This window comes from Pontibacter sp. HSC-36F09 (assembly GCF_024171605.1).
GTDB lineage: Bacteria > Bacteroidota > Bacteroidia > Cytophagales > Hymenobacteraceae > Pontibacter.
In genome coordinates this window covers 100,165-115,830 of sequence record NZ_JALKAA010000003.1, presented here as the reverse complement: position 1 = coordinate 115,830, position 15,666 = coordinate 100,165, and the positions used below count along the sequence as shown (strand labels likewise).

The 15,666-nt window shown below is 50.6% G+C and carries 15 protein-coding genes; 10 read left to right on the top strand and 5 right to left on the bottom strand.

Going from position 1 to position 15,666, the window contains the following annotated elements:
- The first annotated feature begins 324 nt into the window (after positions 1–324).
- Positions 325–1,950, top strand: a complete 1,626-nt coding sequence (locus tag L1278_RS10375; protein WP_253403608.1) for an AMP-binding protein — start codon at positions 325–327, stop codon at positions 1,948–1,950.
- A 17-nt stretch (positions 1,951–1,967) separates the two neighbouring features.
- Here the strand turns inward: L1278_RS10375 and L1278_RS10370 are convergent, their stop codons facing one another.
- From L1278_RS10370 to L1278_RS10355, 5 genes are all read right to left on the bottom strand, one after another.
- Complete coding sequence (locus L1278_RS10370; protein ID WP_253403603.1) at positions 1,968–2,177, bottom strand: hypothetical protein; 210 nt, start codon at positions 2,175–2,177, stop codon at positions 1,968–1,970.
- A 48-nt stretch (positions 2,178–2,225) separates the two neighbouring features.
- Positions 2,226–2,360, bottom strand: a complete 135-nt coding sequence (locus L1278_RS19505) for a hypothetical protein (protein ID WP_256488568.1) — start codon at positions 2,358–2,360, stop codon at positions 2,226–2,228.
- 33 nt (positions 2,361–2,393) lie between these two features.
- Positions 2,394–2,747, bottom strand: a complete 354-nt coding sequence (locus L1278_RS10365) for a hypothetical protein (RefSeq protein ID WP_253403602.1) — start codon at positions 2,745–2,747, stop codon at positions 2,394–2,396.
- Between the two features lie 572 nt (positions 2,748–3,319).
- Positions 3,320–3,757, bottom strand: coding sequence for a hypothetical protein (locus L1278_RS10360; RefSeq protein ID WP_253403601.1), 438 nt, complete (start codon positions 3,755–3,757; stop codon positions 3,320–3,322).
- A gap of 123 nt (positions 3,758–3,880) precedes the next feature.
- On the bottom strand, positions 3,881–4,954 hold the full coding sequence (locus L1278_RS10355; RefSeq protein ID WP_253403599.1) for a DUF563 domain-containing protein: 1,074 nt from the start codon (positions 4,952–4,954) through the stop codon (positions 3,881–3,883).
- A gap of 335 nt (positions 4,955–5,289) precedes the next feature.
- Here L1278_RS10355 and pseB point away from each other — a divergent pair, with 335 nt between their 5' ends.
- The 9 genes from pseB to L1278_RS10310 all read left to right on the top strand — a co-directional run bounded on the left by pseB (position 5,290) and on the right by L1278_RS10310 (position 15,542).
- The gene (pseB, locus tag L1278_RS10350; RefSeq protein WP_253403593.1) at positions 5,290–6,309 is read left to right on the top strand and encodes a UDP-N-acetylglucosamine 4,6-dehydratase (inverting); all 1,020 of its coding nucleotides are present in this window, start codon (positions 5,290–5,292) and stop codon (positions 6,307–6,309) included.
- 191 nt (positions 6,310–6,500) lie between these two features.
- Complete coding sequence (pseC, locus tag L1278_RS10345) at positions 6,501–7,697, top strand: UDP-4-amino-4,6-dideoxy-N-acetyl-beta-L-altrosamine transaminase (protein WP_253403591.1); 1,197 nt, start codon at positions 6,501–6,503, stop codon at positions 7,695–7,697.
- A 2-nt stretch (positions 7,698–7,699) separates the two neighbouring features.
- Positions 7,700–8,584 carry an aldo/keto reductase gene (locus L1278_RS10340; protein WP_253403589.1) on the top strand — a complete coding sequence of 295 codons (885 nt, stop codon included), beginning with the start codon at positions 7,700–7,702 and terminating at the stop codon, positions 8,582–8,584.
- Positions 8,581–9,369 (top strand): SDR family NAD(P)-dependent oxidoreductase, encoded by a 789-nt coding sequence (locus tag L1278_RS10335; protein ID WP_253403587.1) that lies wholly within the window; start codon positions 8,581–8,583, stop codon positions 9,367–9,369. Before L1278_RS10340 ends, L1278_RS10335 begins: the two co-directional genes overlap by 4 nt.
- Positions 9,363–10,172 carry a glycosyltransferase family protein gene (locus tag L1278_RS10330; RefSeq protein ID WP_253403585.1) on the top strand — a complete coding sequence of 270 codons (810 nt, stop codon included), beginning with the start codon at positions 9,363–9,365 and terminating at the stop codon, positions 10,170–10,172. Before L1278_RS10335 ends, L1278_RS10330 begins: the two co-directional genes overlap by 7 nt.
- A 1-nt stretch (position 10,173) precedes the next feature.
- On the top strand, positions 10,174–11,658 hold the full coding sequence (gene pseG / locus L1278_RS10325) for a UDP-2,4-diacetamido-2,4,6-trideoxy-beta-L-altropyranose hydrolase (protein WP_253403583.1): 1,485 nt from the start codon (positions 10,174–10,176) through the stop codon (positions 11,656–11,658).
- Between the two features lie 16 nt (positions 11,659–11,674).
- Positions 11,675–12,718, top strand: a complete 1,044-nt coding sequence (gene pseI / locus L1278_RS10320; protein ID WP_253403574.1) for a pseudaminic acid synthase — start codon at positions 11,675–11,677, stop codon at positions 12,716–12,718.
- Positions 12,719–12,721: 3 nt separating this feature from the next.
- Positions 12,722–14,035: a hypothetical protein gene (locus L1278_RS10315; RefSeq protein ID WP_253403572.1), complete on the top strand. Its 1,314-nt coding sequence runs from the start codon at positions 12,722–12,724 to the stop codon at positions 14,033–14,035.
- 31 nt (positions 14,036–14,066) lie between these two features.
- On the top strand, positions 14,067–15,542 hold the full coding sequence (locus L1278_RS10310; protein WP_253403570.1) for a lipopolysaccharide biosynthesis protein: 1,476 nt from the start codon (positions 14,067–14,069) through the stop codon (positions 15,540–15,542).
- Positions 15,543–15,666 lie beyond the last annotated feature (124 nt).

Genomic DNA, 15,666 nt, shown 5'->3' with positions numbered 1-15,666 from the left:
ATTATTCCAATAGTTGTATATTATGTGTACTCGTGATAGTAAAAACTAATTTACTATCCCATACTCATCTGATGCACAACAGCAGCTTATGCTTGATTAGAATTCTTTGTGCAGCCCGATTGGCTTTGCTATACCTTCGTTCGGTTATAAATGCCTACAACAAATTAAGCTCCTATTAGAAGAAGAGGCCGTTTATATATCCAGCTATAGTAAATTAGCAACATTTCACGTGCTTTTATGGAAGGCGATTTGTAACTTAAATGTCTAAACACGGATTCTATCTCACATCAGGTATAATCCGCTTCAGAATTTAAGTAAAATTTCATGAACAGCACCCCCTCCTATAGCCATGGCGTGAGCACCACGCCGCTGCGCGGCGAAACCATCGGACAGAGCCTGCGCAACACAGTAGAAAAGTTTGGCGACCGCGAAGCTCTCGTCATGGTCACGCAAAATTACCGCGCTACTTACAGGGAGCTGTGGGAGCAGGTAACGCAAGTAGCCAAAAGTCTGGTGGCGTATGGTATACAAAGGGGCGACCGGGTGGGTATCTGGGCGCCTAACCGGGTGGAATGGGTGCTAGTGCAATTTGCTACAGCCCGGGTGGGTGCGGTGCTTGTTAACATCAATCCGGCCTACAAAACCAACGATTTGAAGTATGCTCTGAAGCAGAGCCAGATCAGTTTGCTCATTGCATCGCATTATTTCCGTCAGACCGACTATGTGGAAATGCTTAATCACATTCGTCCTGATTGTGAATATCCGACCCGCACCGTGATCATGGAGCGCGACTGGGAACGCTTTATTGCAGCCGGTCAGGCAGTGACTGATCAGGAATTGGCGGAGCGGGAAGCGACTCTGCAGTTCGACGACCCCATCAACATACAGTATACCTCGGGCACTACCGGCTTGCCCAAAGGCGCCACACTCTCTCACCACAATATCCTCAACAATGGCTTTTTTATCGGAGAAACGCTGAAGTATACCGAGCACGACCGGGTGTGTATACCTGTGCCATTTTACCATTGCTTCGGGATGGTGATCGGGAATATGGCCTGCATCACGCACGGTTCCTGCATGATCATCCCGGCCGAGACCTTTGATCCTGAACAGGTGATGCAGACTGTGCAAGCAGAAAAATGCACTTCACTTTATGGCGTGCCGACCATGTTTATTGCCGAGCTGGAGCATCCGAACTTTTCTCAATACGACTTCTCGACGCTGCGCACCGGCGTGATGGCGGGCTCCAACTGCCCCATCGAAACCATGAAACAGGTACAGTCGCGGATGAACATGCGGGAAGTAACTGTATGCTACGGCATGACCGAAACCTCACCGGTCTCTACGCAGAGCCAGCTAGACGACCCGCTGGAAAAACGTGTATCGACTGTTGGCAAGGTACACCCGCACCTGGAGGTAAAGATTGTAGATCCGGAGACTGGTCTGATCGTGCCGCGCGGCCAGAAAGGTGAGTTCTGTACCCGTGGTTATTCGGTGATGCTGGGTTATTGGGATATGTCGGAGGCGACGGCGCGGGTACTGCAAAATGGCTGGATGCACACCGGCGACCTGGCAGTAATGGACGAGGAAGGCTACGTACAGATGGTGGGCCGCATCAAAGACCTGATCATACGGGGAGGCGAAAACATTGCCCCGCGCGAGATAGAAGAGTTTCTGCTTACCCACGAAGCGATCTCTGATGTGCACATAATTGGTGTACCGGATCACAAATATGGTGAAGAGGTGATGGCCTGGGTGAAACTCCGCCAGGGCTTCTATGCCACTTCCGAAGATATTACGGGTTACTGCAAAGGTCAGATCGCAACTTTCAAAATACCAAAGTACTGGAAGTTCGTAGAGGATTTCCCGATGACTGTAACAGGTAAGATCCGGAAAATGGAGATGCGGGATATCTCAACCCGGGAATTAGGGCTGGTGGAAGAAGCTTGAATAATTAGTCCTAAAGCTTATTGACTTTTTAACTTCTCGCGTTTCTGTTGCTCCCAGAAAGCTGTAGCAAATAGCAACAGGAAAGAGAGTTTATAGATCCTGTACCACCAGATGTTCGTCTCCCAGAATAATACCCTGAACACTTCTTGTGTGGTATTGAAGGAGGTGATTAAATCTACTAACATGGCAGCAGCAAATACCAGGTATAGGATCTTCAGAAATTTCATGTTTTGTTATTTTTAGGTTTGTTTATAGAGCCTGAGAAATTCAATATACTATTTTTCGGCTTTAAGTTCTATACCTTGCTTGATCAAATGCAAGGTATAGTTCAAAACCGTATCTTCTCCTTTCAGGAAATCCTCCACGGTGGACTCTAACACATAAGCCGGAGGTATCGATTTTCCTTCCATCGGGAAGCCGCCGGTGGTTGTATGCTGCCGGTTTTACTCGATTTTTAGTTTTTTCAACATCTTAATGAATTCTTTTAGATGACTCTCCAGACCGTTGTAAGTCATTTTCTTTACCTCACTAACTTTCAAAGTAGTTGCAATTCCATCTCCGTCATACTCAAACCTTACATGCCTGAATGATTGCTGAATGGAATCAATATCTTTGTCGTCCCACTTATCCAAATGGTCATAGTTTGTATTTGCTATTACCCGAAGTCTCCCGTTTTCAACTTCACAAATCATGTTGTAATTGTCGAACTGTCCCACAAGGCTTAGTTTGGACATGAACCATTTGCTTTCCTTTTCAGTCAAGCTTGCTTTGAATCCATTTTTAAATAGCTCACTCATCGGAATGCTATTAAAGAATTTTTCAGTCCTCCGATATTCAATGCAGCCCTGTGTTGTCTCTAACATTATTGAGATTGTGGGCAGGATGAATAAAGTCGTGATAAGTCCAAAAATAAAGTCTGAACTGTTATAGCAATTTACACTATCACAGTTGTAATAGGCCCATATGCAGAACGCAATCGTAAGGATTACTGCTGTCCAAACGAATGTCCTGATTAACTTGGCTTTATTGAGTAAGGTATAATTTATCATTAAATGTCTGAATTGCCCCTGGCCGGTTGCACAGCATATTTGACCATAAGTTGGTGTAGCTACCTTATGATTGTGCTTGATAAAAGATATTACCTGATGATGTAACCGACCTTTACACCCATTGATACATGCGGTCGGTAAAAGATGCCTTCTTTTCGGTCAATGGGCGGAAACCAAACATCTGATTCTGCAAAATATTCGTCCTCTGCTAGCCCAGAAGGTTGGTGCTCTATAGAAAGTCGCCTCAGCCCTAAACCAAAGAAATGGTCGAGTACAAAATTGTTGATTTTAATCTCTATTCCATATTTTAAACTTGTAACCTAGACTATCCTGTTTATATCTGAATAGTCATACCTGTAAGAGGTATTATTTCTCATAAGATAATCATTCTCTTTTACATACTTCTGCGGGAAATACATACCTTCCATGGATAGGTATGATGAAGTAACCGATGCGTTTTTCCCAACAAAGTATTTTAACTCCGCTTTCGTTTTAGAGTACCTATAATTTTTCCTTTCGCTTTCACCGTCCGTTACGAGATTCCGAAAGATCTGAATTTTGAACCCATGGTCTAAAGACAATGCCAATCGCTGATGCAAGTTCTTCTGGACACCAATTTGGAGAACGCCTGTTATCGGGTCAAAAAAATTAAAGGGAGCAATGTGAAAGCGTATTTTATCTTCTGCGCCCTGACTAAAAGCACTGCTGCTAACCGATAGTAAAAAGAGTAGGACAAATGGCAGTGCTTTATCTTTCATTGCTTAGAATTTTTTACTAAATCCCAGCTCAACGGAAGTCTATCCTTTAGCTAATCTGCACCATATTTGGGTGCTATTCATTCCTGAATATTCATCGTTAAGCTTCAATTTAACTAAGTATACCTAAACTCCTATACCTTTCAACCAAGCCTCCACCTCTAGCACTGGCACTGTATAGTTCTCCATCTTATCTCCTGTTGTACCAATCACCGCGCTATACCTGAACCCAAGTGCTTTGCAGAGTAAAAAGTAGTGGGTCTTGATTAGGTTGGCTGGGTGAAACTCGAGCACCTGGCATTGTTCCGAAAAAAGCAGGTTGGTCAGGCCGGCGCCGTGGGGTGCTACGACTGCCTCGGCTTCATAAAAGAGCTGTACCTGCTGCTGGTAGGTCAACTCCTCTGCCCGCACCACTTCAAAACCATACCTGTCGAGCAAAGGCAGCAGTTCCTGCTCATTCAGCACACGACGGGTTTTGGCTTTTGCGCGACTGATGTACACGCGTCTTTTGCGGTTGCTTTGCTGTACTCCATATCCCTGCCATACCTTATGTCGCAGCCAGTCAGCAATCTCGCGGGGCAGATAGCCACTTTGCGCATTGGCCACAAACGAAGGGAGCACGAACTCCTCTACCCCCCATTTTTCGTGTTTGTCTATGTAGACCACCTCAGCTTGCGGGTAGTCTTTCAGCACAAAAGCCAGCGTGTCGAGCTGGTAAGCAGCCATATCGCGGCGCATGATCACCCTGATCGGTTCCTTTGTATGTTCGAGCACAAGGTATAGCCGTGGCAGACAGTCAAAAAACCAGTGGTAATTGTTGTTGTCAGCCCAAGGCAGAAAAAGCACGGAGCTATAGCGACCTTTCTTTTGCTTTGGCAGCAGCAGCGACACTTCCTTAAATGCATCCGATTTGGCCAGGCGGCTTACCTCCCCCACCGATTCCACCACAACTTTCCCATCCAGCACCACTGCACCAGAGTTGCCGATCACCTCTACATCCTGCAGCCGTATCAAATACTGTTCTTTCTGCCGATAGCCCAGGCTATAGTCGATGGCATAGTTAAAGCTGCGAGCTGAGTCCTCCAGAAAAGCTTTCTCCTCTTCATCAAAATCGAGCACATAGCTGGGAGTAAGCACCTGTTTGCCCGGATGATGCAACACCGAGGTATAGCGGGAGTAATAGCCTAGCGTATGAAGCAACCCGAAAAAAGCTTTTTTCAACATGAAACAGTGGAGTTTGGGAATTCAGGAGTTAATAATCGTAGGAAAAGGTCGCGACCTGTCCGAATCATGCACCGGCAATCATAGGGTGCTTATGTCCGAATCATGCATAAACAACAATTAACAACCAGCAATCAACAATTAATCTCCCAATATATAAACAGCAAATAACAATATCCCCAGGCAACAACCAACCTGCGACTATAAATTAAACATCCACCCATTTAACAATTACAGATCAACAATTAAATATTTAACTTGCACCTTGGCGTGGGTTACACATCCTGAGCCCTGGTATAAAGTAAAAAGTAAGCATGGCATTAGACCTAAATAATAAAGCTATACTCGTAACGGGCGGCACAGGCTCGTTCGGCAAAAAGTTCGTGGAGATGGTATACGCTCGCTTTCCGGACGTGAAACGTGTAGTCATTTACTCCCGCGACGAGCTGAAGCAGTTCGAAATGTCGCAGGTATTTCCCCACAGCAAATATAATTCTGTTCGCTACTTCATTGGCGATGTGCGCGACGGCGATCGTTTCAAACGGGCTTGCGAAGGCATTGATATTATCGTACACGCCGCTGCCATGAAGCAAGTGCCGGCTGCTGAGTACAACCCAATGGAGTGCATCAAGACAAACGTGCTGGGTGCCGAAAACATCATCAATGCTGCTCTTGACACCGGCGTGAAGCATGTCGTGGCGCTTTCTACCGACAAAGCCGCTGCTCCGATCAACTTATATGGTGCTACTAAACTCTGCTCTGATAAACTGTTTGTAGCCGCCAACAACATGAAAGGCAAGCGCGACATAAAGTTTTCAGTGGTGCGTTACGGCAACGTGATCGGTTCCCGTGGTTCAGTGGTACCTTTCTTTTTGAAAAAACGTGAAGAAGGTGTGCTGCCGATCACTCACCCGGAGATGACCCGTTTCAATATCTCACTGGAAGAAGGCGTAGAACTGGTTTTCCATGCGCTGGAGCACCATTGGGGCGGTGAAATCTTTGTGCCGAAAATTCCTTCTTATGTGATCACCGACCTGGCCGAGGCGATTGGTCCGAACTGCAAGCAGGAAGTGGTAGGTATACGTCCGGGCGAGAAACTGCACGAAGAAATGATCACCGAAACCGACTCGCTGAGTACGGTGGAGCTCGATAAATACTATGTGATCGTGCCTTCTACCCCACTCTGGACCGTCGAGGATTTCATGAAAGCGCACAATGGCAAGATGGTGGAGTTAGGTTTCAAGTACAACTCCGGCACCAACAGCGAATGGCTCAGTGTAGAGCAGCTCCGCGACCAGATCCGTCAGCACGTGGACCCCAATTTTAGTGTATAAAATAGTGAATGCGTGAATTGTTAGATTCAGGCTGTCATTACGAAAGAATTGAGGGATCCGAATTATGGCAGAGCTTCTACCCTATTTCAGATTTCTCCCAAGGGTTGAAATGACACAAGAATCCTGAAGTTGACGGCCTTAGATCACTCCTATTCCTCTGAAACCAATTTAACGCTTCAGCCTTTTCTTCTATGAACAACGAAAAGCAAATGCGCCCTATACCTTACGGTCGCCAGCACATTACCGAGGCCGACGTGCAGGCGGTGGTGGAGACGCTGCAATCGGATTTCCTGACGCAGGGACCGAAGGTGGCGGAGTTTGAACAGGCTTTTGCCCGCTATGTGGGCGCCAAGTACGCTGTAGCGGTAAGCAACGGCACGGCCGCGCTACACCTCTGCGCCATGGCACTGGGCGTGAACGAGTCCTCCCGCGTGATTACCACACCCATCACTTTCGTGGCCTCTGCCAACTGCGTGCGCTACTGCGGCGGCATAGTCGAGTTTGCTGACATCGACCCGAATACTGCCCTGATCGACATCGCCAAGATACGGCAAATGGTGGAGAGCAAGCCCCGCGGCTACTACTCGGGCATTATACCTGTGGATTTCGCCGGCAACCCGGTAAACCTGGAGGAGCTGCGTGAGTTGGCCGACGAGTACGGGCTTTGGATCATTGAGGACGCGGCCCACTCCCCCGGCGGTTTTTTCATTGATAGCAAAGGCGAAAAGCAGTTCTGCGGCAACGGTAAGTTTGCCGAGCTGGCCATCTTCTCCTTCCACCCTGTCAAGCACATCGCCACAAGCGAGGGCGGCATGGTGACCACCAACGACGAAGAACTTTACAAAAAGCTCCTGCTCTACCGCACCCACGGCATCACACGCGACCCGGAATTGCTGGAGGAGAACCACGGCGGCTGGTACATGGAGATGCAGGAACTGGGCTACAATTATAGAATTCCCGATATGCTCTGCGCCCTGGGCCTCTCCCAGCTGAGTCGCGCTGACGAAGGCATGGCACGCCGAAGAGAGATCGCCAAGGTATACGACGAGGCTTTCGTAGGTTTTGAAGGTATAGCGGTGCTGGGCACCAATCCGGCAGCGTTGACGGCAAATGGGGAGACAGGCCACGCTTACCACCTGTACGTAATCCAGGTACATAACCGCAAAGGACTCTACGACTTCCTGCGGGAGCACCAGATCTTTGCGCAGGTGCATTACATTCCGGCTCATACCATGCCTTATTACCGCAATCTGGGCTACAAGAAAGGTGACTTCCCGCTAGCCGAGCGCTATTACGATGCCTGCCTGAGTCTGCCTATGTACCCGAGCCTGACGGACGAAGAGCAGCAATACGTGATTGAGAAGGTGAAGGAGTTTTGCAAAAAATAAGATTGACGAGTCAGGCACATACACAAAGGCTGATCCTGGGCACCGCGCAATTTGGGCTTCCCTACGGTATCAGTAATCAGCGGGGGCAGGTGCCGGAGACGGAGGTGGCAGCCATTCTGGCCGAAGCGCACAGCGCAGGTATAGACACCCTTGACACGGCAGCGGCCTACGGCAGCAGTGAGCAATGCCTGGGCAACGTGCTCAGCACCTCCCCTGCTAACTTCCGCATCATCTCCAAATACCCGCCCAACCAACCGGATAAAAGCATCGCTCAGGCATGTCTCGAATCGCTGGAGCAATTGCGTGTGGAGAAGTTGCACGGCTACTTGCTGCACAGTTACGCCAGCTATAGCGATAAGCCATCTGCACTCGACGAGCTGCAGCAACTCAAGGCAACGGGCTTGGCAGAGAAGGTGGGAGTATCACTCTATCATCCGTCAGAGGCCGAGACACTGCTAAAGCAGGAGGCGAAGATCGACATCCTGCAGTTTCCCTACAGCATCTTCGACAGGCGCTTTGAGGAGCTGCTGCCAGAGCTAAGAAACCGGGGGATTGAAACGCATGTGCGCTCTGTATACCTGCAGGGTTTGTTTTTCATGCAGCCGACCGAACTGCCGCTATACCTGCAGGAGGCTGCACCCAAACTGGAGCGGTTACAGCAGCTGGCTAACGCCTATCAAGTCCCAATCGGGGCGGTTTGTCTGGCTTTTGCGCTGGCAAATCCCTATATTTCACAGGTGGTGATTGGTGTGGAGAGCCTGCAGACCCTGCAGGAGAACATCCGCTATAGTAGCACAACGCTGCCCGAAGCACTTTACACTGCGCTTTTAGAATTTAAAGAAGAAAACGAAAATATACTCTTACCCTACAAGTGGCCCGCACGATGAGCAGCAACCTGACTGATATGTTTTCTCTGACGGGCAAGGTGGCCCTCGTGACGGGTGGCTATGGCCATCTGGGTACCGCCATCAGCCTGGGACTGGCAGAAGCCGGGGCCACCGTTTATGTACTGGGCCGGAGCGAGGAAAAATTCAGGGAAGCTTTTGACCAGCATGCCGGGTTGAAGATTGCCTTCGCCTACTGCGATATTTCAGACACAGCCACTGTTGCAGCTGCTCTTGCGCAGGTGCAGCAGGCAGAAGGCCGGATCAACGTGCTGGTGAACAACGCCTTTTATTCCAAAGGACAGCAGCCCGAGCATGTCACGGATGAAGAATGGGCTTACGGCATCGACGGCAACCTCAACAGTGTGTACCGCTGCATCCGGGAAGTGATCCCATACCTGAAACAGAACGGTGGCCGGATCATCAACGTGTCTTCCATGTACGGCATGGTTTCTCCGGATTTCAGCATTTACGATGAGAGCCCGGCTTTCCTGAATCCGCCCCACTACGGAGCCGCCAAAGCCGGTGTGCTGCAACTCACGCGCTACTTCGCATGCTACCTGGGCAAGCACAACATCACCGTCAATGCCGTTACGCCGGGGCCATTCCCAAGTGAGCAGGTACAGCAGAATGAAGGATTTATAGAACAACTCCAGCGCAAGAACCCACTGGGGAGAATCGGGCAGCCGGATGATCTGAAGGGCGCCTTCGTATACCTGGCCTCAGACGCCTCATCCTTTATGACGGGTCAGAACATGGTGCTGGACGGAGGTTGGACAGCATGGTAAAAGTTGGCGCCATCATACAGGTACGCCTGGGCTCGGAACGATTGCCGGGCAAGGCCCTGCTGCCGCTGCCTTTCAGCGGAAAAACCAGTCTGCTGGAGCATGTGGTAACGAATGCCCATAACGCGACAGCCTTGCAGCAAACGATCGTCGCCACCACCACCCGAAGCGCTGACGATGCCATTGAAGCTTTCTGCGAGGCGAAGGCTATACCTTGCCTGCGCGGCGCTGCAGATGATGTGCTGGGACGCTTCCTGCAGACCGCCCATACCTATGAACTGGATTTGATCGTACGCCTGACGGGGGATAATCCTTTTGTGATGCCTGAAACGATCGACCAGGCAGTGGCGCAGCTAATTGCAACAGTTTCAGACTATATCATCACCACAGGCCTGCCGCTCGGTACCAACGTGGAAGTTTTCACGCGACATGCCTTGGAAATAGCCGATGCACTGGCTACCGAAGCTGCCGACCGGGAGCATGTGACGCCCTATATCAGAAGGGATGCCAGTTTCATGAGGCAAGCATTGCCTTATACCTCTCCCATCGAACAGCTGCGCCTGACCGTAGACTATCCTACGGACTACGCATTGGCTTCTATGATCATGGAGCGGCTCTGGAAACCAGGTCAGCAGGTATCGCATGAGCAGATTGAAAGTCTGCTGCAGGAGCACCCCTGGCTGCAGGAAATAAATGCGGGCAATTCGCAACGGCAGATTTTCAACTCCGAAAAAGAGGAACTGGCAGCTGCCAGAAAATTGCTGCAGGCCGGAGGATTTACCAGAGCGCTCTCAAAACTACAATAGCATGAACAGGAAAACACGCATCATTTTCAGAGCAGACGGGAACAGCCGCATCGGACTGGGGCACGTCACGCGCTCGCTGGCGCTGGTGCACATGCTGCGCCGGGACTTTGAATGCGTGTTTGCCATTCAGTCGCCTGACCAGGCACTGCAGGAGCGTATTCGGGAAGTCTGCGACGGCATCATTGTGCTTCCGCCTGCTGAGCCAGATGCTGATCGTTTTGTGCACGAACTCGATGCCTATGTTTCAGAAGAAGAGATCGTGGTGCTGGATGGCTATACCTTTGGCACCGCTTATCAGCAAAACATAAAAACCCGTGGTGCGGCACTTGTCTGCATCGACGATATTCATGCCTATACCTTCGTATCCGATGCGGTGATCAACCAAGCAGGTGGAGTATCTTCAGAATTATATAAAACTGCTCCCTATACCCGACTGCTGCTAGGTCCGCATTATGCGCTGCTTCGCCCTGCTTTCCTGAGAGCTGCCAAAGCTACCCGGACTGTACCTGAGGGCGAGCTGTGTGTGCTGGTTTGCATGGGTGGTGCCGATCCGGATAATCATACCTTGCAGGCACTGGAAACGCTGCAGGCTATACCTGCTGTGAAACAGATAGAAGTGGTTGTAGGTAGCGCCTATACCCATTTGCACGAACTGAAGCAGCACCTGAAAGACCAGCCCCAAGCCAAACTGCACCGCGACCTTTCCGCTGAAAGTCTGCGCCGCCTGATGGCCAGATGCCGGGCTGCCGTTACCTCCGCCAGTGGTATTTCTTATGAATATGCCGCCGTGGGAGGCTTGCTGTTTGTGAAGCAAACTGCCGATAACCAGGCAGGTATGCACGAATTTCTGACAACGACAGGTATAGCCCAAGACTACAGTAACCTCTCGAAAGCACTGCATCAAGGTATAAACGAAGAGGTATTTGAAACACAACTTACCACACAGCGACAGTACTTCGACGGCAAGAGCCCGGAGCGGTTGCTGGCGCTTTTCAGAGGCTTAAGCCTGGCCATTAACCTGAAACTTCGGGAGGCTATACCTGCAGACCTGCACCTGCTATTTGACTGGGCCAATGACCCGGAGGTACGTCGGCACTCATTCAACTCTGAGCCCATTCCGCTGGAAAATCATACCCGCTGGTTTCAGGCTAAACTTGACAACCCCGACGCCATCCTTTATCTTGCTGAAATAGACGGAAAACCAGCTGCTCATATCCGCTTCGATATCAACGGCAGCACAGCCACGATCAGCTACCTGATTGCGGCAGACTTCCGCGGCAACGGACTAGGACACACCGTGTTACTCAAAGGTATACAGCAGCTCTTGCAGGACAGGCCTGATGTGCAGCTCGTAGAAGGACTGGTGCAGCAGGATCACAAAGCGTCTGTGCGGTCATTTGAGAAGGCCGGTTTTGCTTACGGAAATGCCAATCCGGCACATCCAACAGCTTTCCGATTTGTGTGGCAGCCAATCTCCAGGGTATAGTTTAGAAACAGAAACCATGATCAACGATATAACTATTGCCGGTCGTCCGATTGGCCCAGGCCATAAGCCCTTTATCATCGCGGAGATGTCGGGCAACCACAATCAGTCGCTGGAGCGGGCACTCGCCATCGTGGACGCGGCCGCCGATGCGGGTGCCGACGCCATCAAGCTGCAGACCTACACCGCCGACACCATGACCTTGCCGGGTGCCCTTACCATCGAAGACGAGGGTTCCTTGTGGAAAGGCCGTGAGCTATACGACCTCTACAAAGAAGCTTATACCCCCTGGGAGTGGCACCAGCCTATTTTTGAACGGGCACGGGAGCGCGGCATCATCGCCTTCTCCTCTCCTTTCGACGAGTCTGCAGTTGATTTTCTGGAAAGCCTGGATGCGCCAGCCTACAAGATCGCCTCGTTTGAGAACACGGATCACCCGCTGCTGCGCAAAGTGGCGGCTACGGGCAAGCCCGTGATCATGAGTACCGGCGCTGCTACCGTGCAGGAAGTGGCCGAAGCTGTGCAGGTGCTTCAGGAAGAAGGCTGCCTTGAGCTGATCCTGCTCAAGTGTACCTCCACCTACCCGGCCACGCCTGAGAATACCAACCTGCGCACCATCCCCCACCTGAGTGCATTATATGACCTGCAGGTTGGCCTCTCAGACCATACCATGGGTGTGGGCGCTTCGGTAGCTGCTGTGGCACTGGGAGCGACCGTCATCGAAAAGCACTTTACGCTCAGCCGTGCCGACGGCGGCGTGGATTCTGCTTTCTCGCTGGAGCCTGCGGAATTGCAGTCGCTGGTGGTGGAATCGGAAAGAGCCTGGCTGGCGATGGGTCATGTGCAGTACGGCGTGCAGCGGGCCGAGGAGAAAAGTCGCCTTTTCAAGCGCTCTGTCTATGCTTCTAAAGACATTCAGGCAGGTGAAACCTTCACCAAAGACAATATCCGCGTGATCAGACCGGGCCTGGGACTGCCACCAAAGCACTACGAAGATCTGCTGGGCAAGAACGCAGCGCAGGACATCAAAGCAGGTACGCCGCTTAGCTGGGACATGGTATAACACATGAAAGACTGGTATACCCTGTACAGCAACATTCTATACCTGCACTTTTCCGAAGGTTTCTATAATCTTCCGGAAAGCGCCAAAAATGCAGCCTCCCCCAGTAATTTCTTGAAACGACTGCTGCGCATGGCTGGCTATACCCTGGTGCGGCTCTTTGGTAACCTGTTCCGGTCAGCGGAGCAGCCGGAGCGATTGCAGGGCAAGGTATGGCTCTACGTAGTGAGTCAGAATAACTACGATAGCCTGCACTTTTTAGAAGAGGCTATACCCGACGCCGTGATGGTAGCAGGACAGAGCAAAGCCATTGGCAGGTATAACCAGGTGGTAGCCCGAATTTCACTGCGCAAAAAGCTGCTGTACTACTACAAGTTTCTGCCGCTATTCTTTCAGTTTCTCTCACATCGCAAACATAGCACGCTCCGTTTTGTGGACCTCCTTTACGATGCCGTTGGCTTCTATGAGGTATACCTGCAGAAGCTCAAGAAAAACCGTCCGCAGGCCATCGTGTTTGCCAACGACCATAACGCCGACGCACGGGCTATGCTCCTGGCAGCAAAGGGCTTGGGTATACCTACCGTATATGTGCAGCACTCGAGTGTGAGCAATTTATTCCCGCCGCTGGCTTTTGACTTAAATCTACTGGAGGGGCAGGACTCGCTGGACAAGTACCGGCAATGTGGGCCGGTGCATCGGCGGGTCGAATTCATAGGCATGCCAAAGGTCGACAAGTTTATACAGCACCGTAACAAGAACCAGCAGGTGCAAACACTAGGTATAGCCTGCAACCTGATGGACCGGGTGGAGGAAGTAGAGCAACTGATTCGCCACATCAGCCGTGATTTTCCGCAGCTCCGCATCCTGCTACGCCCCCACCCCCGCGACAAACGCAGCTATACCTTCGCCACCGGCATCAATCCAAACATCAGCCTTTCCAACGCAAGGCAGCAGTCAGTTTTTGAATATCTGCGGGAGCTGGATATGCTGATCAGCGGCAACTCAGGTATACACCTGGAGGCCGTGCTGCTGAATGTTTGGTCCGTTTACTTCAACTTCAACCCCAAAGAGGAACTGCACGACTACTACGGCTACGTGGCGAACGGGCTAGTGGAAGAGGCGATTTCTTACGCAGCACTCAAACCCATGCTGGAGCAAGGTATACAGCAAAAGCCAGACGTATACCTGCGGGCCAGGTACTACAATGCGACGGTGGGAACCGAGTATGACGGCAGAAGCGGAGAAAAGGCAAGTGCGCTTATCAATAATATGCTGAATGAGGACAGGAGCTATCGCTTTCATACTGACAACTCTGCCTGAATCGTCTACCTTTGTGGCCTGAATTAGAAACATGAGCAAACATCTCCAGCGCGAGGGAATTTGGAACACCGTGATCTCATATGCCGGCATTGCGATCGGTTATGTGAACACCATTCTGCTTTTTCCAAACTATCTGGAGGAGGAAGAAGTAGGTCTGACACGCCTGCTGATCCAGATTTCGGTGATGTTTGCGCAGTTCTCGGCGCTCGGTTTTGTGAACATGAGTGTACGCTACTTCCCCTATTTCCGGGACAAAAGCAAAGAGCACCATGGCTTCCTGTTTCTGATGCTCGCTATACCTGTGCTGGGCTTCGGCGCGATTTCAGGGCTCTTCCTGCTGTTCAGGCCGGTCGTGATCGACTACTATATCGAGAACTCCCCTCTCCTGCTCGATTACTATTACTTTGTGATCCCGCTGGCCTTTTTCACGCTGCTCTTTAACCTGCTCACAGCCTACCTGCGCTCGCTGTTTAAGACCATTATCTCGTCTTTTGCCCAGGACTTTCTGCTACGCATCCTCACCACGCTGCTCATCGGGCTCTATGCATTTGGTTGGATTGAGTTCAGGCAATTCGTATTACTTTACATTGTCATCAATGCGGTAATCACGCTCTCACTCGTAGTGTATGCAGTCTGGCTGAAGCAATTGTTTCTGCGTCCGCGTCTGGCAGCGCTCAGCATCGTTCCCTTGCGCGAGATGCTCTATTATGGATTTTTCACCTTTTTAGGCAATATTTCCATCACCATCATCACCACTGTCGACCAGATTATGATCAGCTCTTACAGTCTGGGCGACAATGGGGTTTATACCACCGCTTTCTTTATTACCAGCGCCATCATGGTGCCTGCTCGTTCTATTTTTAAGATCGCTTTCCCGCAGGTGGCTGAGTACTGGAAAGACCAGGATATGACAGGTATGGAGCGGCTCTACAAGCAGATCACGCTGATCAACCTGATCGTCGGTTTGCTGCTGTTCATCGGCATCTGGGCCAATATCGACAATCTCTTTTCTTTTATGCCGGAGACCTACCGGGCGGGTAAGTATGTAGTGCTCTTCCTGTCCATGGCACGCATCATCGACCTGGCCACAGGTATAAACGGCATTATCCTGGCCACCTCTGAGAAGTATCGCTGGGATTTGCTTTTCAATGTGGTGCTGGCGGGCCTTACGATCTGGACGAATTATGTTTTCATTCCACTGTATGGCATCAACGGGGCGGCTCTGGCTTCCATGATCTCCTATGTGACGATCAACCTGCTGCGCCTGTTCTTTGTGCAGTGGCTCTACAAAATGCAGCCTTTTGCCTGGAATTCACTGGGTGTGACAGCCATTGCGGCCGTAGCGCTGGGAGCCTCATACCTGGTGCCATACCTTGGCAACCTATACCTGGACATTCTGGTGCGGTCACTGCTGATCACCACCATTTACATGGGCCTGATGCTAGGCCTCAAGGTATACCCGGCTATGAACGAATGGCTCCTGAATTTCGTCCGCAGACAAACGTAATAGTTTCTTGACAAAGGAATTCTTTGACAAGGGACAAAGGATTTTTTAGGGTATGGCTGGATGATGATAGAAACGTGCGTAACTATCTCTATACTTCTACTAATATGGGACCTGAAACTGCCTG

What these genes read in the sequence shown, in the direction of transcription:
- L1278_RS10375 (WP_253403608.1), top strand. Translation starts at nt 325, where the DNA reads ATGAACAGCACCCCCTCCTATAGCCATGGCGTGAGCACCACGCCGCTG.
- L1278_RS10370 (WP_253403603.1), bottom strand. Translation starts at nt 2,177, where the DNA reads ATGAAATTTCTGAAGATCCTATACCTGGTATTTGCTGCTGCCATGTTA.
- L1278_RS19505 (WP_256488568.1), bottom strand. Translation starts at nt 2,360, where the DNA reads ATGGAAGGAAAATCGATACCTCCGGCTTATGTGTTAGAGTCCACCGTG.
- L1278_RS10365 (WP_253403602.1), bottom strand. Translation starts at nt 2,747, where the DNA reads ATGAGTGAGCTATTTAAAAATGGATTCAAAGCAAGCTTGACTGAAAAG.
- L1278_RS10360 (WP_253403601.1), bottom strand. Translation starts at nt 3,757, where the DNA reads ATGAAAGATAAAGCACTGCCATTTGTCCTACTCTTTTTACTATCGGTT.
- pseB (WP_253403593.1), top strand. Translation starts at nt 5,290, where the DNA reads ATGGCATTAGACCTAAATAATAAAGCTATACTCGTAACGGGCGGCACA.
- pseC (WP_253403591.1), top strand. Translation starts at nt 6,501, where the DNA reads ATGAACAACGAAAAGCAAATGCGCCCTATACCTTACGGTCGCCAGCAC.
- L1278_RS10335 (WP_253403587.1), top strand. Translation starts at nt 8,581, where the DNA reads ATGAGCAGCAACCTGACTGATATGTTTTCTCTGACGGGCAAGGTGGCC.
- L1278_RS10330 (WP_253403585.1), top strand. Translation starts at nt 9,363, where the DNA reads ATGGTAAAAGTTGGCGCCATCATACAGGTACGCCTGGGCTCGGAACGA.
- pseG (WP_253403583.1), top strand. Translation starts at nt 10,174, where the DNA reads ATGAACAGGAAAACACGCATCATTTTCAGAGCAGACGGGAACAGCCGC.
- pseI (WP_253403574.1), top strand. Translation starts at nt 11,675, where the DNA reads ATGATCAACGATATAACTATTGCCGGTCGTCCGATTGGCCCAGGCCAT.
- L1278_RS10315 (WP_253403572.1), top strand. Translation starts at nt 12,722, where the DNA reads ATGAAAGACTGGTATACCCTGTACAGCAACATTCTATACCTGCACTTT.
- L1278_RS10310 (WP_253403570.1), top strand. Translation starts at nt 14,067, where the DNA reads ATGAGCAAACATCTCCAGCGCGAGGGAATTTGGAACACCGTGATCTCA.